Below are 21,007 nucleotides of genomic sequence, written 5' to 3'. Positions count from 1 at the left end.
TGTTCCGCCAAACGTACCGTGCGCGCTGTATGACGAATCGGCTGGTCCCCCAGATGCGCCCCGCCGCCTACGGAACCAGTCCAAGATCCTTCTCATGCCTGACCGGTCAGCTCGCGGTAGCCGTTCGCGTCGAGCAACTCGCTGAGCTCCCCGGAGTTGGTGATCTTGACCTCGAACATCCAGCCTTCGCCGAACGGGTCGGAGTTGATCAACTCGGGGCTGTCGTTGAGCGCCTCGTTGACCGCGGTGACCTCCCCGCCGACCGGGGCGTAGATCTCCGACACGCTCTTGGTCGACTCGACCTCGCCGACCGAGTCCTTCGCCGACACCGTCCCGCCGACCTCGGGCAACTGCACGAACACCACGTCACCCAGCTGGTCCTGGGCGAAGTCGGTGATGCCCACCCGTACGGTGTCGCCGTTCACGGCGATCCACTCGTGCTCAGGTGTGTACTTCAACTCTTCCGGCGTCACGTCCCCGTCTCCTCTTTCCGATCACCGACTGCGCTCGATGGCGCAGAGCTTAGAGGCACCGCCAAGTGAGCGTTCGGGCGAGATCAGGCCCACGCGGCGCCTCGCCGCCCGGCGGACCGGACCGGGACGGTCCAGTCCCGGCCCGGCCCGCCGAACGCCGATGCATCCACGTGGATCCTGACTCGCTATTCCGAGACTCACTTGGCGGTGCCTCTTAGAGTGAGCGCGGTCGCCGGATCGCGGTGACCGCCTGCATGACATAGATCAGCCCAGACCAGAGGTACAGCACCACGCCCCAGACCGTGAAGGCGTACGCGATCGGCTTGGCCACGCCCGCGAAGACCGAGTCGATCTGGGCGAGCAGCAGGAACGGGAAGGCGTAGAGCAAGACGAACGTGGCGCCCTTGCCGAGGTACAGCACTTCGGGCGGGCCGTAGCCCGCGCGGCGCAGCAGCGGCAGGCAGACCAGTACGGCCAGGTCACGGCCGATGACCAGGAGCACAACCCAGAGCGGCACGATGTCGCGGACGACGAAGGCGACCATCGCGGCGAGTGTGTACAGCCGGTCGGCGAGCGGGTCGAGCATCGCGCCGAACTGGCTCATCTGGTTGAGCCAGCGGGCGATCTTGCCGTCGAGCCAGTCGGTGATCCCGCTGACCACGAACACGAGCAAGGCCCAGCCGTCCTCTTGCGGGCCGAGCAGCAGCCAGAGGAAGAGCGGCACCCCGGCGAGTCGCAGAACGCTCAGCGCGTTCGGCACGGTCCAAATCCGCTCGCCTTGGGTCACCTCGGCCCCTCCAGATATGGAAATCCCCTGGCCAACGGCGTTGGCCAGGGGAAACTCTAGTGAAGGGCGATCAGCTGGCGCGGGTGAGGGTCCAACCCCTGCGCTCGATCTCGGCGTTGGTGAACTCGATCGGCCGCCCGCGGTCGTCACAGCCGACCCAGCGGGACCTGGCAAGGCCTGCCTCGAGGACGTATGCGTGGCCCCGGCTCCACACGACGCTGCAGGGCGCGGTCGGGAGCCTGCGGATGGACTTTGTCTCGGGTGCTGCCTCGTCAGTCATGTCCCCCACCTCCGTCAGGGGTGTCGGCTTACGGAGCCGCTCCGTTAGCCACGGGGGAAATGATGCGGCATGGTTCACCTTGCCATTGACAATTCGCGGGTGTATGGCGCCGATCGGCGCGAACGCGCGCCGATCGGTCGAAGATCATTTAGGCGGAACGATCGCGGAACCGTCGTCAGCCGCCGCTCACCGAGCGCCCAGCGGTCACGCCGTTATCGGCCCGGCTCATACCGACCAGGTCAGCGGGGATTGTCCCGCCTTCCGACGCGGTGGCCGCCAACTCCTCCCCGACGCTCTCACGTGCTGGGACGCCGCTGCCCGCGAGCCAGGAAGCAACCGCCGCGATGACACAAGCGGCGATGGCGAACCAGAAGGCGACGTGCAACCCGTCGGCGAACGGTTCGGTGATCAGGCTCGGGAAGAAGCTCCGGCCGGTCAGGAAGCTCGCCTGGTCGGGCGGCAACTGGCTGAGCGCGGGACCCAGCAGCTGCTGGACGGGGTTGTACCCGAGGAACGCCGCGAACAGCACGGCGACGGCAGGCAGCTGGGCGATCTGGCTCGCGTCCGCGGCAGGCACGCCGTGAGCGGTCAACCCGCTGGTCAACGCGCCCGGCAGGCTCGTGGACAGCCCGGCGATGATCAAGCTGAAGAAGATGCCGATCGACAGGACCATGGCCGCGTTCTGGAACGTGGCGGTCATGCCGGCACCCGCACCACGCGCGTTGCCCGGCAGGCTGCTCATCACGGCGGCCCGGTTGGGCGACGAGAACATGCCCATTCCGATGCCGTTGATCACAAGCAGGATCGCGAAGACGACGTAGTCGAAGTTGACCGGGAGGACGGTCAGGGCGAAGAACGTGCCCGCTGTGATGATCATCCCAGTGGTGGCAAGGCCGCGGGCGCCGATCCGGTCGGACAGAACGCCGGAAAGCGGAGCGGCGACGAGGAACCCGATCGTCATCGGCACCATGTAGATGCCCGCCCACAGCGGAGTCTCCTCGAACGAGTAGCCGTGCTGCGGCAGCCAGATCCCCTGCAGCCAGATGATCAGGATGAACTGCAGGCCACCCCGGCCGAGCGACGCCATCAGGTTGGCGACATTGCCCCACGTAAACGTGCGGATCTTGAACAGCCCGAGGTTGAACAGCGGGTTCGGCGACTTCCGCTCGATGGCGACGAACCAGGCAAGGACGAGCGCGCCACCGACGAGGGCGCCGAGGACCCACGGGTTCGTCCACCCCATGGAGTGACCGCCGTAGGGCTGAATGCCGTAGGTGATCGCGACGAGAACGGCGATCAGGCCAACGGCGAAGGTGACGTTGCCACCCCAGTCCATCTTGGACTTCTGCCGAACGCCGGTGTCATGCAGTTTGAGGTACGCCCAGACGGTGCCGATCAGCCCGAACGGAACGGAGACCAGGAAGATCCAGTGCCAGTGGATGGGCGCGAGCACACCGCCGATGACCAGGCCGAGGAAGCTGCCGGCGATCGCAGCGATGCCGTTGATGCCCAGCGCGAGCCCACGCTGGTTGGCGGGGAAGGCGTCGGTGAGGATGGCGCTGGAGTTGGCCATCAGGAACGCGCCACCGATCCCCTGCACGATCCGCCAGGCGATCAACCAGATGGCGGCGGCGTCACCACTCATCCACGTGACGGCCAAAGCGATCGACGAGACGGTGAAGATCAGAAAACCCAGGTTGTACATCCTGGCGCGGCCATACATGTCCCCCAGCCGCCCGAAGGTGACCACCAGCACCGCGGTGACGACCAGGAAGCCCATCATCATCCACAGCAAATAGCTGGTGTTGCTCGCGTCGAGGGGGTTGACCCCGATGCCCTTGAAGATGTCCGGCAACGCGATCAGCACGATCGACGAGTTGATCGTCGCGATGAGCAGCCCGAGCGTCGTATTGGACAGTGCCACCCACTTGTAGCGCGGTCCGAGCTCACTCAGGGTCTTCTGCCCCGCACCCCGCCTGGCCACACCGACTCCCTCCACACACAACCTCCAGTTACTTAGTAACGCTAACCAATCTGGTTGCATGTAGCAACTATTTATCTGTCAGTGTGACGAGCGAGTCAACGAACGAGTTGACCTCAACCTCGGTTGAGGTCACAGGCTGGGCGGATGAAGGTCGAGATCTACGCCGACGTCATCTGTCCTTGGTGCTACATCGGCAAGCGCCGGGTCGAAGCGGCCACCACGCGAACGGTGACGTGGCGCAGCTTCCAGTTGGACCCCGAAGCGCCAGCGACCCCGGGCCAAACGGCTGCCGAGATGATGTCCCGGTGGTGGGGCGACCAGGCGAGCCAGCGGGTCGAGCACATCAAAGCGGTCGGCAGGCAGGACAGCCTCGAACTCAACCTCGAGCTGGCCCGTCCGGTGAACACGTTCGACGCTCACCGAGTCCTGCACCTGGCCAAAGACCACGGCAGGCAGGACGAAGCCTGGGAGGCCATGCTGCGCGGCTACCACACCGAAGGCCGCGACATCGCCGACCCGGAAACCCTGACAGGCCTCGCAACCCAGGCAGGACTACCCAGGACCGAGATCCAGGACCTGCTCACCAGCGACACCCACGCGCAGACCGTGCAGGCCAACAACGCCGAGGCTCGCGAACGAGGAGTCACCGGCGTCCCCTCGTTGGTGATCGGCGACGGGAAGCCCACGTCGGCGGTACGCCCTGTCGCCCATCTGCGGAAGCTGCTCACACCGCCGGAATGACGTTCTCGCCGAACAGCTGGATCGTGTCGAGCATGCGCTGGTGGTCGACGGCGCCGGCGCACGCGACGAAAACGATGTAGTCGACACCGAGTTCACGGCGCAGCGTCTGCACTTGTTCGCCGACGCTGTCCGGGGTGCCGACGAGCATCATGCCGGACTTCACCAACTGTTCCAGCGTCCGTGGCACCGGGCCTTCTTGGCCCGGTAGCCGCCAGGCTTCGAAGAACCCGAATTCGCCGAGCCATTCGCCCATGAACGCCATCGACTGCTCGGCGGATTTCCAAGCCTCTTCATACGTGTCCGCGACGGCAAGCATCCGGCAGATCGCCACGCCGCCGTCCGGCCGCCATTCCCCCATTTTGAAATCACGGCCGTGCTCGGCGGCGACCTCGACATAACGCTGGAACAATCCGCGAAGCATGTCATTGTCGGACGCCAGCGTGACGATTGAACTGCCGACCCGCGCCGCCCATTCCAGAGTGGCCGGGCTTTGGGTGAGTGTGGTGAACAACGGCGGGTGCGGCAGTTGCGAGGGCTTGGGCACGGTCGCGACTTGCCGGACTTCACCGGCGTGCACACCGGCGCCCAGCCGGGCGGAGACCGGATGCGGCCAGGCCAGGCCCGATGGCGGCACGTCGATGAACTCGCCCCGGTAGGACCACAGATCCTCGGCCCACGACCGGCGCATCACCTCGAACCACTCTTCGAACACGCGCCGGTTGCGCCCCTCATCCGGCCCGCCGGCGACCGACACGTTCAGGTGCTGCCCGAGCACCCCGACCGACCGGGGCTGGTAGCCGCGGCTGAGCCCGATGTCGAGCCTGCCGCCGGTCAGGTGATCCGCCACCGCGATGTCCTCGGCCAGCCGCAGCGGATTCCAGTTCGGCAGCACCAAACCCATTTGGCCGTGCCGCAACCTTTTCGTGTGCGCGGCCAGGTGGACGTTCAGCAACAACGGGTTCGGCGTGACCTGATAACCCTCCACCTCGAAATGGTGTTCGGCCATCATGAATGACGTCCAACCGGTTTCGTCCGCGCATATCGCCTGCTCGAGCAGTTCTGCCAGCGTCTGCCGGTACAGGTCGCGATCAAGGCCGAGTAATCCGGTTCCCAGTTGCTGTGACGGCGAACCCGTGGCAACCGGATAGAACAAGGAGAATTTCACCTCCGCGATAATTCACCCGGTGATGATCACGCCGCAATGACATGCCAGAACGGCGGCACGCACGCCGCCGCTCCGCTCACCATCGGGCAGGCGATCAGTTCCTGAGATCGTCGTCGGTGTACTCGCCGGGCACCTGCGCCGACGGATCCCCGTGCACCTCGCCTTCCCGCCCACGCAGCTCGACGCGACGGATCTTGCCGGAGATCGTCTTCGGCAGTTCGGCGAACTCCAGGCGCCGGATCCGCTTGTACGGAGCCAAATGCTCGCGCGCGAAGGCCAGGATGTCCCGAGCGGTCTCAGCCGAAGGCGAGTACCCGGCCGTCAACACGACATACGCCTTGGGCACGGCCAGCCGCAGCGGGTCAGGCGACGGAACAACGGCCGCTTCGGCCACCGCGGGGTGCTCGATCAGCACACTCTCCAGCTCGAACGGGGAAATCCGGTAGTCCGAAGCCTTGAACACGTCGTCGGCACGCCCGACATACGTGATGTACCCATCGGAATCGCGCGCTCCCACATCTCCCGTGTGGTAGTACCCGTCCCGCATCACCTCGTCGGTGCGCTCCGCCGAGTCGGCATAGCCCGTCATCAGACCGACCGGGCGGGGATCCAGCGCGAGGCAGATCTCGCCTTCCTCCCCCGGCTCGCCGGTCACCGGGTCGATCAGGGCAACGGTGAAGCCGGGCAGGGCACGGCCCATCGACCCTGGTTTGACGCTCTGCCCGGGAGTGTTGGCGACCTGGACGCTGGTTTCGGTCTGCCCGAAGCCATCCCGGATCGTCACTCCCCACGCCTTGCGGACCTGCTCGATCACCTCGGGGTTCAGCGGCTCCCCCGCTCCGACGACCTTCGCGGGCGGTGTGGCCAGTTGCGACAGATCGGCCTGGATCAGCATCCGCCACACGGTCGGTGGCGCGCAGAAGGACGTGACACCGCAGCGGTCCATCTGTGCCATCAAGCCGACGGCATCGAACCGCGTGTAGTTGTAGATGAACACGCACGCACCCGCGTTCCACGGCGCGAACACGTTGCTCCACGCGTGTTTCGCCCATCCCGGTGACGAGATGTTCAAGTGGATGTCGCCTGGCTCAAGGCCGATCCAGTACATCGTGGACAGGTGCCCGATCGGGTAGCTGGCGTGCGTGTGCCGCACCAGCTTCGGCTTGGCCGTCGTGCCCGAAGTGAAGTACAGCAACAAGGTGTCCGACGCGGCCGTCGGCCCGTCCGGCTCGAACGCCCGTGACCCCGCCGCGGAGGCATAGGAATGCCAGCCGTCGACGGGGTCGCCGACCGCGATCCGCGTGTAGGAACCTGGCACGGCGTCGAACTTCGAGGCGTCCGCAGAACGGGCCACGACGTGCTTCACGCCACCGCGGTCCACCCGGTCGCGCAGGTCTTCCGGCCCGAGCAACGTGGACGCGGGGATGATCACCGCGCCGAGCTTCATCGCCGCGAGGATGGTCTCCCACAGCTCACCCTGGTTGCCCAGCATCAGGATCAGCCGGTCACCGCGCCGCACACCGAGCGACCGCAGCCAGTTCGCGACCAGATTGGACCGCTGCGACAGCTCGCCGAAGGTCCACTTCCTCTCCGCGCCGTCCTCTTCGACGATCCACAGCCCCAGCTGGTCGGCGGGCAGCGTGTCGAACCAGTCCAGCGCCCAGTTGAACTCGTCGGGCTGCGGCCATCGGAACTCCCGGTAAGCGGTGTCGTAGTCGTCCCGATGGGCCAGCAGGAAATCACGCGCGCTCTGGAAGGTCACGGCGGTCATCATCTCCGGGATTATTCTCCGGTGAACTCAGGATCGCGACGTTCGAGGAACGCCTGCACGGCCTCGCCGAGGTCCTTGCTCGGCAAGAACGCCGCGTTCCAGGCCGAGACGTACCGCAGTCCATCCGCGACACGCGGGGCCAGGTCGTGGTCCAGGACGTCCTTGGTGCCCTGCACGACCAGCGGCGGGTTCTTGGCGATGTCCGCGGCCAGTTCACGCGCCGCGGCCAGCATGGCGTCCTGGTCCGCGTACACGTCGTTGACCAGGCCGATCTTCTCGGCACGGGCGGCGTCGATGTCCTTGCCGGTGTACGCCAGCTCGCGCAGGTGACCTTCGCCGATGATCCCGCGCAGCCGCTGCAGGCTGCCGATGTCCGCGACGATCGCGACCTTCACCTCGCGCACGCTGAACTTGGCGTCCTGGGAGGCCAGGCGGATGTCGGCGGCCGAGATCAGATCCACGCCACCGCCGATGCACCAGCCCGCGACCGCGGCGATCACCGGCTTGCGGCACTGCGCCACGGCCGTGACCGAGTCCTGCAGCCTGCGGATCTCGTCGAGGAACCGGGTCCGCGGCCCGGCAAGGGCGCCGCCGAGCAGCTCACCCCAGCTGCCCATCATCGCGGGCAGGTCGAGGCCGTAGGAGAAGTGCTTGCCACTGCCCGTCAGCACGATCGCCCGGACGGTGTCGTCCGCGTCCAGCTCGCGGAACACGACCGGCAGCTCGCGCCAGAAATCCGGGCCCATCGCGTTGCCCTTGCCCGGTCCGAGCAACGTCACCTCGGCGACGTGGCCGGACTGCTTCACCTGGAGCGATACGAGGTTGTCAGCCATGCCCCCATCATTGCCTACCGAGCGGTAACTTTGCGACTACCCCGGCCGTGGCACTCAGCGTCAGCCGAATGACGCCGTAGATCACCACTTTGGGTACGTATCCCCGACATGCCCGGATCGCCCAGTCGTGTTCCGTCACTGCGTGAGACCGTGAGATCACATGAAGCCCGCGTATGTCCGGATGAGAGGAGGGGCACGACGTGACGCAACCGCGACCGATGTCCACGCCGATCTTCGATGAACTACTGCGCGAGTTCGCCAGCCGGATGGAAGAGCAGCAGCGGACCGCGCAGCAACCGGAGCAGCCGGACCAGGCCCCTCAGCCGCAGGCCAGCCAGTCGGTGCATCGCCACCGGGCGGAGTGACCGGCCTCGGTAAGGTCCTCCCCCGCAGGGCCGGTAGGCCCATGAGCGCATCACGAACGGGTGACAAGGCGTAACCGCTTGGTCCGTGCGCCCGATTTTCGGGTGCCAGGATGAGGGGGAGTCGCGCCATGACCGATGAACACGACCCCACGTGGGAAGAAGTCCGGTTCGCCGTCGTGCTCAACGGCGGTGTCAGTCTCGCGGTCTGGATGGGCGGCGTGGTCCTCGAACTGGACCGGCTGACCCGCGCCACCGGTGCCTATTCCGACCTGTTACGCCTGGTCGGGGCGACCGCGCGGGCCGACGTGATCAGCGGGACGTCCGCAGGCGGCATCAACGGCGCTGCCTTGGCGTTGGCGCAGGTCAACCCGCACGCCGATCTGAACAGCCTGCGCGAGCTATGGGCCGAGCAAGGCCGGATGGATCTGCTGCTGCGCACGCCGTTCAAGGGCGAGCCGGTGTCACTGCTGAAGGGTGACGAATTCTTCCTGCCCCGGCTGGAAGACGCGATGCGCAGGCTCACGTCGCGCTACGAGCCGCGCGACGTGCACGACCGCCCGATGGACCTGCGGATCACCACGACGCTGCTCAAAGGCGTCACCAAGACCACGACCGACGCGCTCGGTCAGCGGCTGACGCAGAACCTCCACCAGGGCAGCTTCCGGTTCCGGCGCGACGACGAGCGCGACCACTTCGCCAACGACGGCACACTGCCCACGAACCTGACGCACCAGCTCGCGCTCGCGGCGCGCTCGTCGGCGTCCTTCCCAGTCGCGTTCGAACCGTCGTTCGTCCAGCTCGACGAGAACTCGCCGATGCGTGAAGTCACCTCATGGGAGGGCTCGCAACACGTCGTCGACGGCGGCGCGTTGGTCAACACACCGACCAAGGAGGCGCTCGAGGCGATCGACCAGATGCCTGCCGAGGGGCCTACTCGGCGGGTCATGCTGCTGGTGTTCCCGCACGCGTCCGCCGCCAAGCCCGCGTCGCCCGTGCAGGGCAAGGTTGAGCAGCCGAGCGTGATCAGCGCGGTCCGGTCGATCATGCGAGCGCAGTCCAGCCAGAGCAACCGGACATTCGTCGACGAGATCGAGAAGTACAACCGCAGTGCCGGCGCGCGTCGGGGTGGCCGGAACGCACTGCTCGCCCGGCTGTCCACTTCGGACGGCCCGGTGGCCGGCCAGCTGTACGCGCTTGTGGAGCTGCTTTACCCGCATTACCGGGACATCCGGCTTCGGCGGGCGGCGTGGAAACTGGCCGAGCGCCAGGTGATCGCGCGCGGCAAGGCCGACATCGCCCCGGACGGCGAGCCATGGTCGTTCGAGCGGATCAGGGACGCGGTCGAGGTCGCCCACCGGAAGTGGTTGAAGGACAACGGCTCTTTGCCGTATGTGCCCCCTTCTCCCCCGGTGGCCGGGATCGTCGAGCTCGGCAAGACCGGCTGGCCGTGGGACATCACGACCGGTGAGCGGATCGCGGCGTCCGTTTTGGACATGCTCAAGCGCTTGGTCTGGGTGCTGCCCAAGGAATCCGCGATCAGCGAGATCCACGCAGCCAGGGCGGAGGTCCACAGCGCACGGGCACAGCTGAGGCGGATGCGCCTGACCATGCACAAGGCGTGGGAAGACGAGCCGGTGGATTCCCCCGACGGCGAATGCTGGGAACAGCGCCTGCTCGACTACCACAAGCACATGACCGGTTCCCACGGAACCAGCGTGCGCGACCTGGTCCTGCGGATCTCGGCGGCCTTCGGCGCAGGCGCCCAAGTGCTCGCTTCGGATGACACGCTGGTCGTCCGCGACCCGGATCTGCTGGCGTGGCGCGACTTCGCACAGCTTTCCGCGGACGACCCGGACGCGTCACTGGATTCCGGCTACCGGTGGATGTCGCGGCTGCTCGCGCTGGAAGTCGCGACAACGTGCTTCGCCGACGACTCGGAAGCACCGGAGGAACAGCAGGTCGAGCTGGCCCAGATCAGCCTGCAGACGTCGAATTCCTTCGCCCGCTACAGCATCACGCCCGATGACAAGGCAGGCGGCTACTCGCTGTCCCGGTTCTCCGGCTTCCTGAAACGATCGTGGCGGGCGAACGACTGGATCTGGGGCCGGATGGACGCGGCGAGCATGTTGTGCCGCGTAATGCTCGACCCAGCACGGATCCGGCGCGCGGCCGATCTCTCCGGCACCCTGTCCGATATGGACGCCACCGCGGTCGTCGACGACCTGATCAAGCAGTTGTTCGGCGGCATGCCGTCCGATCCCCGGATCCAGCAGTGCCGAGAGGACGCGATCGAGGAACTCACGGACGCGCTGGCCGCTGAGGCGGGCGCGGCTCAGCCCGCGACATGTGTGGCGCTGGCCGATCTGGTGGCATGGGCCGTGCACATCCAGATCATCATCGAGGAGCTGCCCGAACTTCGCCGTGCGATCGCCGCGGACGGCGTCGACGGAGCCAACGTACGGTCGAACGGTGAACGTTTCGTCAAGCAGTACGCGGGACTGCTGAATCAACTGGAGCGCATCCCGGCAGGCCAGCCGCTCACGCCGGAGACCGTCGACATGGGTCTCAAGGCCTTGGAGGCGTTCGACCGCGCGGGCATCGGCCGGGAACCGCTGGGCGAGGAAGCCGCCAGCGACCAGATGATCCGCACAGTCGCGACGGCCGCGGCGACCGCCGTGACGCTCGCCGACAGCCCTCAGCTCGGTGTCAAAGCGGCCCGTCCGGTGACACGTTCGTTGCGCGGCATGGCACTGTTGCCCTACTGGATGGTGTTCGGCCTGACCCGGGGCGGCAGGCTGGCGCGGTTCCTCGGCCAGTTCGGCCTGGCGGCCGGCGGCTTGCTGCTGGTGTTGTCGATCTTCGGAGCCTTGCCGGAATGGGCCGAGACACCGGCGGCGTCCTTCGGTGGCGCGGCCATCCTTGCGGCCTTCGGATACAGCGCGGTCCGCACCGGAAGCCTGCTGCACGGCCTGGTCCTGCTCACTCCCGTCGTGCCGCTGCTGACCTACGGCCTGACAGAGTCGACATCGGACGAGACAGGACAAGGCCTTGCCGGTCTGATCGGCGTGGGTTTGTTCGTCGCGGCACTGTTGTTGCTCGGCAGCCTGCCCGGCACAAGCCTGACCCCGATGGGCAGCGCGGGCAAGATGATCAACGGCTTCCCTGCGTGGCTGAAGTCCGGAGCGTGGATCGGCCCGCTGGTGGCGGCGGGCGTGGCCGGAATCGGTTTTCTGATCTGGTGGAGCGGAATCCTCGGCTACTTCGACTCGAACACACCGGTCCTGCTCATCCTGACCGGAGGGTTCGTAGCCCTGGCGGCGGTGCTGAGTTACTTCGGCGGCCGAGGCCTGCGCAAGTGGCACCGCAGTCCCGACGGCAACTGGACAGACCCGGCAACCCGCGACCCGTCAGCAGCCGCCGCAGGCTGGGCAGTGGTCTACGGAACCATCTACGTCCTCATCGCCATCGGCCTGTCCTTCATCGCACCCGGCACACCGTTCGCCTCTTCATGGTGGAACGACGCACCGTGGTGGGCCCGCGCCGGGATGGCCACGTGCATCACCTTCGCGGCCGTCCTGCTTCTCGTTGTGCCGTGGTACGTCCCGTGGCGTGCACGGACCGCGCTGTACAAGAAGCTCCTCGACGAGGCGCACCCGTCGCTGTACACCGAGGTTTCCATCAAGGCGATCACGGAAAAGCTGTGCACCCGCATCGAGACGCACGGCATCGTGTGCCGAGGCTTGGCCCAGAAGCCGGACTCCAACAACAAGTTCGTCCTCACCCCGGCAGGAAAACGCCTCGCGACCCGGATCCTCCACAAACTCAAAACCGCGGCCAAGGTCTGACGCCGCATGAAGAAACCGCCCCGGAGGCACGTTCCCGGGGCGGTTTCTGGCGAAGAAACTCTAGAAGCGCAAGTTGGCCAGGTAATCGAAGCCGGTCTTGGCCGTCACCAGCGGGTCGGCCGGGTTGTCGTGCTCGACGATGAACTCCTGGATGCCCTCGTGCCAGGTGCGGCGGAAGATCTTGCCAAAGTCGATCACGCCCTTGCCCGGGTCGACCATTTGGCCGTCGGCGGTGCGGTCCTTGACGTGGTAGTGCAGGACGCGGCCGTAGTTCTCGTAGACCAGGCGGACCGGGTCTTCGCCGCCGTGCACCGCCCAGAACAGGTCGATCTGCAGGTGGACGTTGCGGCGGGTGGTGCCTCGGACGATCAGGTCCCACGGGCGCTGGCCTTCGACCGGCCGGAATTCGTGGTCGTGGTTGTGGTATCCGAGGGTGAAGCCGGCTTGCCGGGCGAGCTTGCCCGCGGCTTCCAGGCGGCCGACGAAGGCTTTCCACTCGGCCGCGGTCGCGTAGTTCGAGTACGGGTGGACGAGTTTGCGGTTTCCCAGCACCTTCGCGTCGGCGATGATCTTGTTCAGGTCGTCGCCGATGTTGATGTGCGTCGACGGCGCCTTGATGTGGTTCTTGTCCAGAATGGACTTGAACTCGGCCGCGCTGCGCCCGTACGTCCCGGCCAGTTCCACCCGGCGATAGCCGATGTCAGCCAGCGCCGAGAGGGTGCCTTCCAGGTCTTTCTCAAGGATCGAGCGCAGGGTGTAGAGCTGGATGCTGATCTTCTCACGCGGGATGCGCAGCCGACCACGCGAGGCGTCAGCGGCTGCCGCCGTTGCGGGTAACGCGACAGCCGCGACACCCGCCGCGGCGGCGCCGCGCAGCATGGACCTACGAGACAGTGCCATGGTGATCCCTTCAGGACTTCTTCGAACTGAACGCCGCGTCGAAGGCCGCGGCAGGCGGATCGAAAACCAGGTTGCGGATGAACTTCACCGCTTCTTCCGCGCCACGCAGCCGGTCCATCCCCGCGTCCTCCCACTCCACGGAGATCGGGCCGGTGTACTTGATCGCGTTCAGCGCGCGGAACGACTCCTCCCATGGCACGTCACCGTGCCCGGTCGACACGAAGTCCCAGCCACGCCGCGGATCGGCCCACGCGAGGTGCGAGCCCATCCGGCCGTTGCGGCCGTCGAACCTCTTCTTGGTGTCCTTGCAGTCCACGTGGTAGATCCGGTCGGCGAAGTCCAGGATGAACCCGACCGGGTCGAGGTCCTGCCAGATGAAGTGCGACGGGTCCCAGTTCAGCCCGAACGCCGGCCGGTTGTCCACCGCGTCCAGAGTCTTGCGGGTCGTCCAGTAGTCGTACGCGATCTCCGACGGGTGCACCTCGTGCGCGAACCGCACGCCCTCGGCGTCGAACACGTCAAGGATCGGGTTCCACCGGTCGGCGAAGTCCTGGTAGCCGTCGTCGATCACGTCCTGGCCGACCGGCGGGAACATCGCCACGTACTTCCAGATCTTCGACCCGGTGAAGCCGATCACCGTGTCGACGCCCAGTTTGCGGGCCGCACGGGCGGTGTCGGCCATCTCCTTGGCCGCGCGCTGACGGACACCTTCGGCGTCGCCGTCGCCCCAGATCCGGGCAGGCACGATGTTCTGGTGCCGGAAGTCGATCGGGTCGTCACAGATCGCCTGTCCGACAAGGTGGTTCGAGATCGCCCAGGTCTTCAGGCCGTACTGCTCGAGGATCTTGTGCCTGCCCGCCACGTAGTCCGGTTCGGACAATGCACGGTCCACTTCGAAGTGGTCGCCGGAGCACGCGATCTCCAGCCCGTCGTACCCCCAGCCCGAAGCAAGGCGGCACACCTCCTCGAACGGCAGGTCCGCCCACTGCCCGGTGAACAGCGTGATCGGTCGGCTCATGGATGACTATCCTTTCAGAACTTCGGCCATCGGCCGGATGTCTTGCAACGCAAGCAGAAGTTCGTGCACCTCGGTGGCGGCCAGCTTCTCGCGGCCTGGGTCACGCGGGTCGGAACAGAGCAGAACCGGACCGTCCTGCGGGGAGTCCGGCAGCCTGCCGTGCGAACCACGGACCATCCCGGCCTCCAACGGGACCACGTTCATCGTGTAGCGCAGGCCGACCTTCTTCTTCACCAGGTTCAGCCCCGCCTTGGCCTTCACCAACGGGTCGGCCGGGTTGAAGAACAGCTCGGCCGGGTCGTAGCCGGGCTTGCGGTGGATCTCCACTCCCCTGGCGAAGTCCGGCGCACGGTCGTCGTTGAGCCAGTAGTAGTACGTGAACCACGCGTCCGGCTCGGCGACGACCACCAGGTCACCCGCACGCGGGTGATCGAGCTGGTACCGCGCCTGCTCGACCCGGTCGAGCACCATGTCCACACCGGGCAGCCGGTCGAGCAAGTCCTTGACGCGCGGAATGTCGTCGGCGTTCTCCACGTACACGTGTGCGACCTGGTGGTCCGCGACGGCGAAAGCCCTGGAAACCCACGGGTCCAGGTACTCCATACCGTCCTGTGTGTACACCTCGAGCAAGCCTTCGGCACGCAGTGTCCGGTTGATGTCCACCGGACGGCTGGCGTTGGTGATCCCGTACTCGCTCAACGCGACCACGGTCGCGTCCGCGTTCGCGGCATCCTGCAGCAGCGGTGCCAGTTCGGCGTCGACGTCACGGGCCGCGTTGACCGCCTCCTGCGAGTCCGGGCCGAACCGCTGCAAGTCGTAGTCCAGGTGCGGGATGTACACCAACAGCATGTCCGGCTTGTGCCCGGACAGGATCCGGCGGGCCGCACCGACGATCCACTTCGTCGAAGCGATCGACGCTGTCGGACCCCAGTACTGGAAGAGCGGGAACTCACCCAGCGCCTCGGTCAACTCGTCGTGCAGACGGACCGGACGGGTGTAGCAATCCGGCGACTTCCTGCCGTCCGCGTAGTAGATCGGCCGGGGCGTAACGGTCAAGTCCGTCGTGGCGCCCATGGCGTACCACCAACACACGTTGGCAGCGCGATAACCCGGGTGCGCGGCTCGTGCGGTCTCCCAGACCTTGTCCCCGCCGACGAGCTTGTTGTGCTGGCGCCACAGGAACACCTCGCCGAGTTCCCTGAAGTACCAGCCGTTGCCGACGATGCCGTGTTCGGCGGGCATCTTGCCGGTCAGGAACGTCGACTGCGCGCTGCACGTGACCGCGGGCAGCACCGTACCCAGCTCGGCCTGCCAGCCCTTCTCCGCGATCCGGGAGACGTTCGGCATGTGCTTCAACAGTCGTGGGGTCAGCCCGACGATGTCGATGACGACCACCGGCTTCATGGCACCTCCAACCTCAGCCGGCCGTCTGCCCAGGCCAGCTCCGCTGCTATACCGTCTACCAGATCCTGCTGGTGCCGGTCGGGCAGCACTTGCCATGTGTACGTCTCGACTTCGATGGTCCGGTCACTGGACACTGTGTTCAGTACTTCGGTGAGCACGTCGTTGGTGGATCGCAAGGGCGGCTCGGGCGCGGCGTGCAGCGGAACGTGGAAGTGCACCCGCCACGGCCCGTCGCCAGGCAGGGTCTCCAGCGCCTCCGGCAGATCGTCTGCCTTGAGCACGGTTCCATCCGGCGAGAGTTCCCGAACCTGGTGCAGGTAACGGGGTTCGGCGAACTCGCGAAGCTCGGCCAGCGCCGCACGCGGATCGTCCACGTGCAACGCGGCCGAAGCCTGGACCTTGACGATCTCCAGCCCGGCGTCCTCGATCGACCGGACGGCCGCCATCGGATCGGCGAACGACACCGCCAAATGACATGTGTCCAGACACAGCCCGATGTACTCGGGATCCACCCGCGGAGCCAGCCAAGCGACCGTATCGGCCACGGTGTCCAGAATGCACCCGGGCTCTGGTTCGACCGCCAGCTTGATCAGCCGCGGCGCCGAGCGCAGCGTCCGAGTCAACTCGGTCAACGACTCCAAGGCAGCCGCGTCATCCGCGGCCGTCCACGGTTCGCGCCAGCCAAGCGGAAGGGTCGAAATGCTGCCGTAAGCGGCGTTGTCCGGGAGCAGCTCGGAGAGAACCCTGACGCAGTCCACTGTGTACTTCAGCCGCCGCTGATCGGTCCACCGCGGCTCGTACACCGACAGCTTCACGACATCGGCGTGAAAACCACCGTAGGGAAAGGCGTTCATGGTGATCACGTCGAGGCCACGAGCGTCCAGCTCGGCACGGAACTTCCGCAACGCGTCCGGCGAGGACGCCAGACCGGCAGCCACCTCAGCGGCCAGCCACAGGCCCAGCCCCAGTCGGGGAACGCCGAGTTTCTCGCGCACTGGCACCGCGTAGCTGTCCAGCTGACGGAGGATCCCGTCGAGATCCTCCGCCGGGTGCACGTTCGTGCAGTAGCAGAGCCGGGTCACTGGCGCCCGCCTCGCAGCACCGAGTTGCCCGCGAACGTCTCGGTCGACGCGGAGAACCCGGGCAGTTCGTCAAGGACGAGCCTGCCGCTCTGGCCGTAGAAGTCGACCGGGTTCTGCCAGAGCACCTTGTCCACATCGGACTCGGTGAAGCCGGCGGACAGCATCGCCTGAGCCGTCTTGTACGTCTTCAACGGATCCGAGCGGCCCCAGTCGGCCGCTGAGTTCACGAGCACCTTGTCGGTGCCGTACTCCTTGAGGATCGCGACCATCCGGTCTTCGTCCATTTTGGTGTCCGGGTAGATGGAGAAGCCCATCCAGCACCCGGCATCCTTGACCAGCTTGACGGTCACCTCGTTCAAGTGGTCGACCGCGACGAACTCAGGGGCGATCTTGGACTCCGCCACGACATCCAGAGTCCGGCGGGTACCCGCCAGCTTGTCCCGGTGCGGAGTGTGGACCAGCGCGGGCAGCTCGTGCTCGACGGCCATCTCCAGCTGACTGGCGAAAGCCGAGTCCTCCTCCGGGGTCATCGAGTCGTAGCCGACCTCACCGACCGCGACGACACCGTCCTTGGACAGGTACCGAGGCAGGATGTCGAGCACCGGCGTGCACCGGGGATCGTTGGCTTCCTTGGGGTTCAGCGCGATCGTGCAGTGGTGGCGGATGCCGAACTGGGCGGCCCGGAACCGCTCCCAGCCGATCAACGCGTCGAAGTAGTCCTTGAAGGAACCGACCGTCGTGCGTGGCTGGCCGAGCCAGAAGGCCGGTTCGACCAGGGCACGGACCCCGGCGGCGAACATCGCCTCGTAGTCGTCGGTGGTCCGTGAGGTCATGTGGATATGCGGGTCGAAGATACGCATCAGTTGACCTCCAGCAGGCGTACTGCGTCGGCAGGGACTTCGCGGCCGGCCGCCCTGCGCTCGTCGGCGTAGTCGGCGACCATGCGAAGCAACTCGGGGTCAGTACGGCGCTCCAGGTCCGCGACCGCGGCCAGCGGAACACCGACGAAAAGGCACTTCAACACGCCGTGCCGCCAGGAATGCTCGTCGAGGTGCGCACCGGCGAACGAGCCGAGCGCCGCCGCGACCAGCCGGATGTCGTTGGTACGCAACGCGTCCTGCACCAGCTCAAGGCCGGCCTTGACCGCTTGCGGCGGCAACGCGGGCAGACCGCGCAGTACGCCACGGCGTTCGGCGTCGTCCCCGTAGCGGTAGAGCTCGGTGATCTCCTCGGTCAGCTCCTCAGGGGACAGGACGTCGGCCAACGCGGCCAGCAGGCGCGTACGGGCCAGGTCGTCCACAGTGCCGTGGACAAGGCCTTGCGGATCGGTCTCGGGCCGCAGCGGGTCACGGCCCACTTTCCGGCCGACAGCGGGGAAAAGGGCGCGGATGGCGGCCGGTTCGGACCGGACCCGCCGTTCGGCGTCCACCAGCCAAGGATGATCCATGTCTCCCACCACATCCCAGTTGAACGGTGGCATGGCCGCGCTCAATGCCGAGGTCAGTGCCGTCCACGCCCGGCGCGCGACCTCAGGCGCGGCGTGGCTGTGCCGCGGCAGTTCGACCGCGGCGACGCCCTCGTAGCCGACCTCGGCCAGTGCGGCCAGGGTGCCGGCCAGATCGAGCTCGCCCTCGCCGAACTCGAGATGTTCGTGCACCCCTGGCCGCATGTCGTCGAGCTGGACGTTGACCAGCAGCCCGGCTGCCTGCCGGATGCACTCCGCCGCGTTCATCGGCTCGACCGCGATGCAGTGCCCGACATCGAGCGTGATGCCGAACATCTCCGGGTTGCCCAGCTCCTCACGCAAGGCCAACGCCTGCGCGAGATGCTGGACGTACATGCCCGGCTCGGGTTCCAGGCCGATCTTGACCTGCCTGCGGTCGGCCTCGACGAGCACTTTCTCGACACCGCTGAGCATCCGCTGGTGTGCGGTCTTGTCGTCCACATCGGACGGCTTGATGCCCGACCAGTACGACACCGCTTCCGCGCCCATGTCCTGGGCGATGCGGATCGCCCGGTGCAGGAAGTCGATTCGCACCTCGGTGTCCTCGGAGACCAGCGTCGGGTGGTGTTTGCGGTTCGGATCAAGCAGGTACCGCGCACCCGTCTCGATGACAACCGAAATGCCGTTCGACGCCAGCAGGCTGCCCAGCTGACTGGCCTTTTTGGACACATTCGGGTCGAACGGGTCCAGGTGGTGGTGGTCCAGCGTCAACGCGACCGCCCGGTAACCGATGTCGGCGATGATGCGTAGCGCATCCTCCAGCCGATGGTTGGCGAACCCGTTGGTGCCATAGCCAAGAGAGAACATTATGTCGGGCTCACCTTCTTGGCCAGGCGGCGAGCCAACGGCAGTGCGGCGGAGATCAGTCCGGCGCCGAGCAAGGACCCACGGCGAGCCACCAGAGCGGCTTGAAGCGGGACCATTCCGTGGATCCCGGCCATGGTCGCCTTCCGGACAACCGGGCCGGACGGGTCACGAGTCGCCGCCAGCTGGGCCGAGCCGACGTTCGCCGCGTACATCCCGCCGAAGGCCAACGCCCCCAGCCGGTGCTTCCACGAAGCGGCTTTCCCGGTCACGGCAGCGGCCGTGGCAGCCATCGTCGTAGTCAAAGCGGCCTTGGCAACGATGTCATCGGCGCCATGGACCTCGCCGCGCGACAAAGCGGTGAGCCCCAACGTGTGCCCGGCCATGACAGTCGCCGCAGGCAACGCCGCGCGAGAACCACCGGCACCCAGCATGACGTCGAGGCCACGACACAGCGCCATCGAGACAGGACCAGCCACAGTGGACTTCAACACCAGGTCGTACGCCCAGACCGCACCGGCCAACGGCAACGCGACCTTGAAGGACTTACCGTACGCGGCAAGCGCCAGACCGGCAGCGGTCAGCCCGCCGGCCACCGCAAGCGCTTGGTTCGGCGAAATCCTGCCGGACGGGATCGGGCGTTCCGGCCGTTCAACGGCGTCGACCGCCCGGTCAGACCAGTCGTTCAACGCCATTCCGGACCAATAGAACGCAACCGACGCCAACGGCAGCGCGAGACGCCTGCCGCGCAACGGGATCCCGGCAGCGGCCGCGCCTGCGACCGTGTCACCGAGAACCGACAACGCGGCCGGCGCCCGCACCAATTCGACGTAAGCTTTCACAGGCCTGCCGCCCAATCAGCCAGCATCCTGGTCTGCTCGGCGAACCGGTGCTCGTCCGTCCCCAATGGATCCTTGAAGAAGAACGCCAGCTCGGACAACGCACCGGACAGGCCCTTCGCGTGCGCGGCGCTCACCAGCCGGGTGAGGTCGAGCACGAGCGGCGCGGCCAGCGCGGAGTCGTAACCGTCCCAAGTGAACTGCAGGCTCATCTTGGCGCCGAGGAAGCCTTCGAACGACACGTAGTCCCAGGCGATCTTGCGCTCGGCCAGGTCGGGCACGTTGTCGATGTGCAGCGGCGCGGTGACGTCACCGATCAGCGACGCCAGCCCGCGTGCCTTGGACTCGAGCTTGCCCTTGGCCTGCTCGGGATCGGCCAGGTTGGCGCCGTCACCACCGCCGAGCAAGTTGGTCCCCGCCCAGGAACGGACATTCAGCGCACGAGCGACGAACATCGGCGCGAGCACCGTCCGCAGCAGAGTCTCCCCCGTCTTGCCGTCCGCACCGGCATAAGGCAAGCCCTGCCTGCGTGCCAGCTCGGTCAACGCCGGCATCTTGATCCCCGGCGAGGGGGTGAAGTCCACATACGGACATCCTGCCGTCAGAGCGGCGTACGCACCGACCGAGCTCGGCGGCAGAACTGTCCGTTGTGGATCGTTCAGTGACTCGGTGAGTAGGTCGATGTCCAGGTGTTCCGGCAGTTGCGGCACGGGTGGCTCGGTCGAGGTCACGTTGACGACGATCACCCTGGCCAGTTCGTGCCGGTCGCGGAACTCCGTGATGTCCGCGGCCAGCCTGGCGGCCGCGTCGGCCAGCGAACCGGTGTGCGACACGGGGTGGTACCCGCACCGCAGTTCGGCGTCCACCGCACGCAGCCCGGAGGCCACGGCGGTGAACACCGAATGTGGGATGAGGCCGGACTCGGCGAGGTGTTCCGCTCGCTTGTCCAGCGGTATCGAAACGATGTCGTGACCGCCGACGATGATCTCGTCCCAGGTCGGCAGTACCGAATGATCCATCTCCAGCCGCTCGGTGACACATCCGAACGGCCGGACCAGTCCGGCCCGCAAAGCGAGCAGACCGGTGATCGCGGTTGTCGCGACTGAGCCGCGCGCCCCCATCAGCCAGAGTCCGCATCGTTGCCGCATTGGCCTCATCCCCATTCCCGCGAACGGCCGAGGTGCTCCCGCGTCATTAAGAACACCTCGGCCG

At 66.7% G+C, this 21,007-nt stretch carries 18 protein-coding genes; 3 read left to right on the top strand and 15 right to left on the bottom strand.

What is annotated here, in order from left to right:
• Positions 1-92: 92 nt before the first annotated feature.
• The 4 genes from gcvH to B9C43_RS29025 form a co-directional block, all read right to left on the bottom strand.
• Positions 93-473 (bottom strand): glycine cleavage system protein GcvH, encoded by a 381-nt coding sequence (gene gcvH, locus B9C43_RS29040; RefSeq protein WP_033382830.1) that lies wholly within the window; start codon positions 471-473, stop codon positions 93-95.
• Between the two features lie 214 nt (positions 474-687).
• A complete protein-coding gene (locus B9C43_RS29035) occupies positions 688-1,260 on the bottom strand; it encodes a cardiolipin synthase ClsA (RefSeq protein WP_235038891.1) in 573 nt (190 codons plus the stop codon).
• 70 nt (positions 1,261-1,330) lie between these two features.
• Positions 1,331-1,540 (bottom strand): hypothetical protein, encoded by a 210-nt coding sequence (locus B9C43_RS29030; protein ID WP_033382837.1) that lies wholly within the window; start codon positions 1,538-1,540, stop codon positions 1,331-1,333.
• A gap of 175 nt (positions 1,541-1,715) precedes the next feature.
• The gene (locus B9C43_RS29025; protein ID WP_235038890.1) at positions 1,716-3,524 is read right to left on the bottom strand and encodes an MFS transporter; all 1,809 of its coding nucleotides are present in this window, start codon (positions 3,522-3,524) and stop codon (positions 1,716-1,718) included.
• Positions 3,525-3,668: 144 nt separating this feature from the next.
• Between B9C43_RS29025 and B9C43_RS29020 the strand changes: the two genes are divergently transcribed.
• Positions 3,669-4,265: a DsbA family oxidoreductase gene (locus B9C43_RS29020; protein ID WP_084430126.1), complete on the top strand. Its 597-nt coding sequence runs from the start codon at positions 3,669-3,671 to the stop codon at positions 4,263-4,265.
• Here the strand turns inward: B9C43_RS29020 and B9C43_RS29015 are convergent.
• The 3 genes from B9C43_RS29015 to B9C43_RS29005 all read right to left on the bottom strand — a co-directional run bounded on the left by B9C43_RS29015 (position 4,249) and on the right by B9C43_RS29005 (position 8,034).
• A complete protein-coding gene (locus B9C43_RS29015; RefSeq protein ID WP_160096757.1) occupies positions 4,249-5,430 on the bottom strand; it encodes an LLM class flavin-dependent oxidoreductase in 1,182 nt (393 codons plus the stop codon). The genes B9C43_RS29020 and B9C43_RS29015 overlap by 17 nt on opposite strands.
• A gap of 94 nt (positions 5,431-5,524) precedes the next feature.
• Positions 5,525-7,204, bottom strand: coding sequence for an AMP-binding protein (locus tag B9C43_RS29010; protein ID WP_407657125.1), 1,680 nt, complete (start codon positions 7,202-7,204; stop codon positions 5,525-5,527).
• 8 nt (positions 7,205-7,212) lie between these two features.
• Entirely contained in the window at positions 7,213-8,034 is an 822-nt protein-coding gene (locus tag B9C43_RS29005) for a crotonase/enoyl-CoA hydratase family protein (RefSeq protein WP_084430124.1), read from the bottom strand.
• A gap of 200 nt (positions 8,035-8,234) precedes the next feature.
• On the opposite strand from B9C43_RS29005, the gene B9C43_RS56900 reads away from it, so the two are divergent.
• Together B9C43_RS56900 and B9C43_RS29000 are read left to right on the top strand one after the other, a co-directional pair.
• Positions 8,235-8,399: a hypothetical protein gene (locus B9C43_RS56900; RefSeq protein WP_160096755.1), complete on the top strand. Its 165-nt coding sequence runs from the start codon at positions 8,235-8,237 to the stop codon at positions 8,397-8,399.
• Between the two features lie 128 nt (positions 8,400-8,527).
• Entirely contained in the window at positions 8,528-12,244 is a 3,717-nt protein-coding gene (locus tag B9C43_RS29000) for a patatin-like protein (protein ID WP_084430123.1), read from the top strand.
• Between the two features lie 60 nt (positions 12,245-12,304).
• Here the strand turns inward: B9C43_RS29000 and B9C43_RS28995 are convergent, their stop codons facing one another.
• Genes B9C43_RS28995 through B9C43_RS28960 form a run of 8 tightly spaced genes read right to left on the bottom strand, consistent with a single transcriptional unit; the run spans position 12,305 to position 20,943 of the window.
• Complete coding sequence (locus tag B9C43_RS28995) at positions 12,305-13,144, bottom strand: sugar phosphate isomerase/epimerase family protein (RefSeq protein ID WP_084430122.1); 840 nt, start codon at positions 13,142-13,144, stop codon at positions 12,305-12,307.
• Between the two features lie 10 nt (positions 13,145-13,154).
• Positions 13,155-14,162 carry a sugar phosphate isomerase/epimerase family protein gene (locus B9C43_RS28990; RefSeq protein ID WP_084430121.1) on the bottom strand — a complete coding sequence of 336 codons (1,008 nt, stop codon included), beginning with the start codon at positions 14,160-14,162 and terminating at the stop codon, positions 13,155-13,157.
• A 6-nt stretch (positions 14,163-14,168) separates the two neighbouring features.
• The gene (locus B9C43_RS28985) at positions 14,169-15,566 is read right to left on the bottom strand and encodes an alkaline phosphatase family protein (RefSeq protein WP_084430120.1); all 1,398 of its coding nucleotides are present in this window, start codon (positions 15,564-15,566) and stop codon (positions 14,169-14,171) included.
• On the bottom strand, positions 15,563-16,648 hold the full coding sequence (eboE, locus tag B9C43_RS28980; RefSeq protein WP_084430119.1) for a metabolite traffic protein EboE: 1,086 nt from the start codon (positions 16,646-16,648) through the stop codon (positions 15,563-15,565). The genes B9C43_RS28985 and eboE overlap by 4 nt, the downstream gene beginning before the upstream one ends.
• Entirely contained in the window at positions 16,645-17,508 is an 864-nt protein-coding gene (locus B9C43_RS28975) for a TatD family hydrolase (RefSeq protein WP_033382823.1), read from the bottom strand. The genes eboE and B9C43_RS28975 overlap by 4 nt, the downstream gene beginning before the upstream one ends.
• A complete protein-coding gene (locus B9C43_RS28970) occupies positions 17,508-18,959 on the bottom strand; it encodes an EboA domain-containing protein (RefSeq protein WP_200825731.1) in 1,452 nt (483 codons plus the stop codon). The genes B9C43_RS28975 and B9C43_RS28970 overlap by 1 nt, the downstream gene beginning before the upstream one ends.
• Positions 18,959-19,798, bottom strand: coding sequence for an SCO3242 family prenyltransferase (locus B9C43_RS28965; RefSeq protein WP_084430117.1), 840 nt, complete (start codon positions 19,796-19,798; stop codon positions 18,959-18,961). Before B9C43_RS28965 ends, B9C43_RS28970 begins: the two co-directional genes overlap by 1 nt.
• Entirely contained in the window at positions 19,795-20,943 is a 1,149-nt protein-coding gene (locus B9C43_RS28960) for an inositol-3-phosphate synthase (RefSeq protein ID WP_143446659.1), read from the bottom strand. The genes B9C43_RS28965 and B9C43_RS28960 overlap by 4 nt, the downstream gene beginning before the upstream one ends.
• Positions 20,944-21,007 lie beyond the last annotated feature (64 nt).

This window comes from Kibdelosporangium aridum (assembly GCF_900176515.1).
GTDB lineage: Bacteria > Actinomycetota > Actinomycetes > Mycobacteriales > Pseudonocardiaceae > Kibdelosporangium > Kibdelosporangium aridum.
The sequence above is the reverse complement of the archived record's forward strand: the minus strand, read 5'-3'. Positions and strand labels throughout refer to the sequence as shown.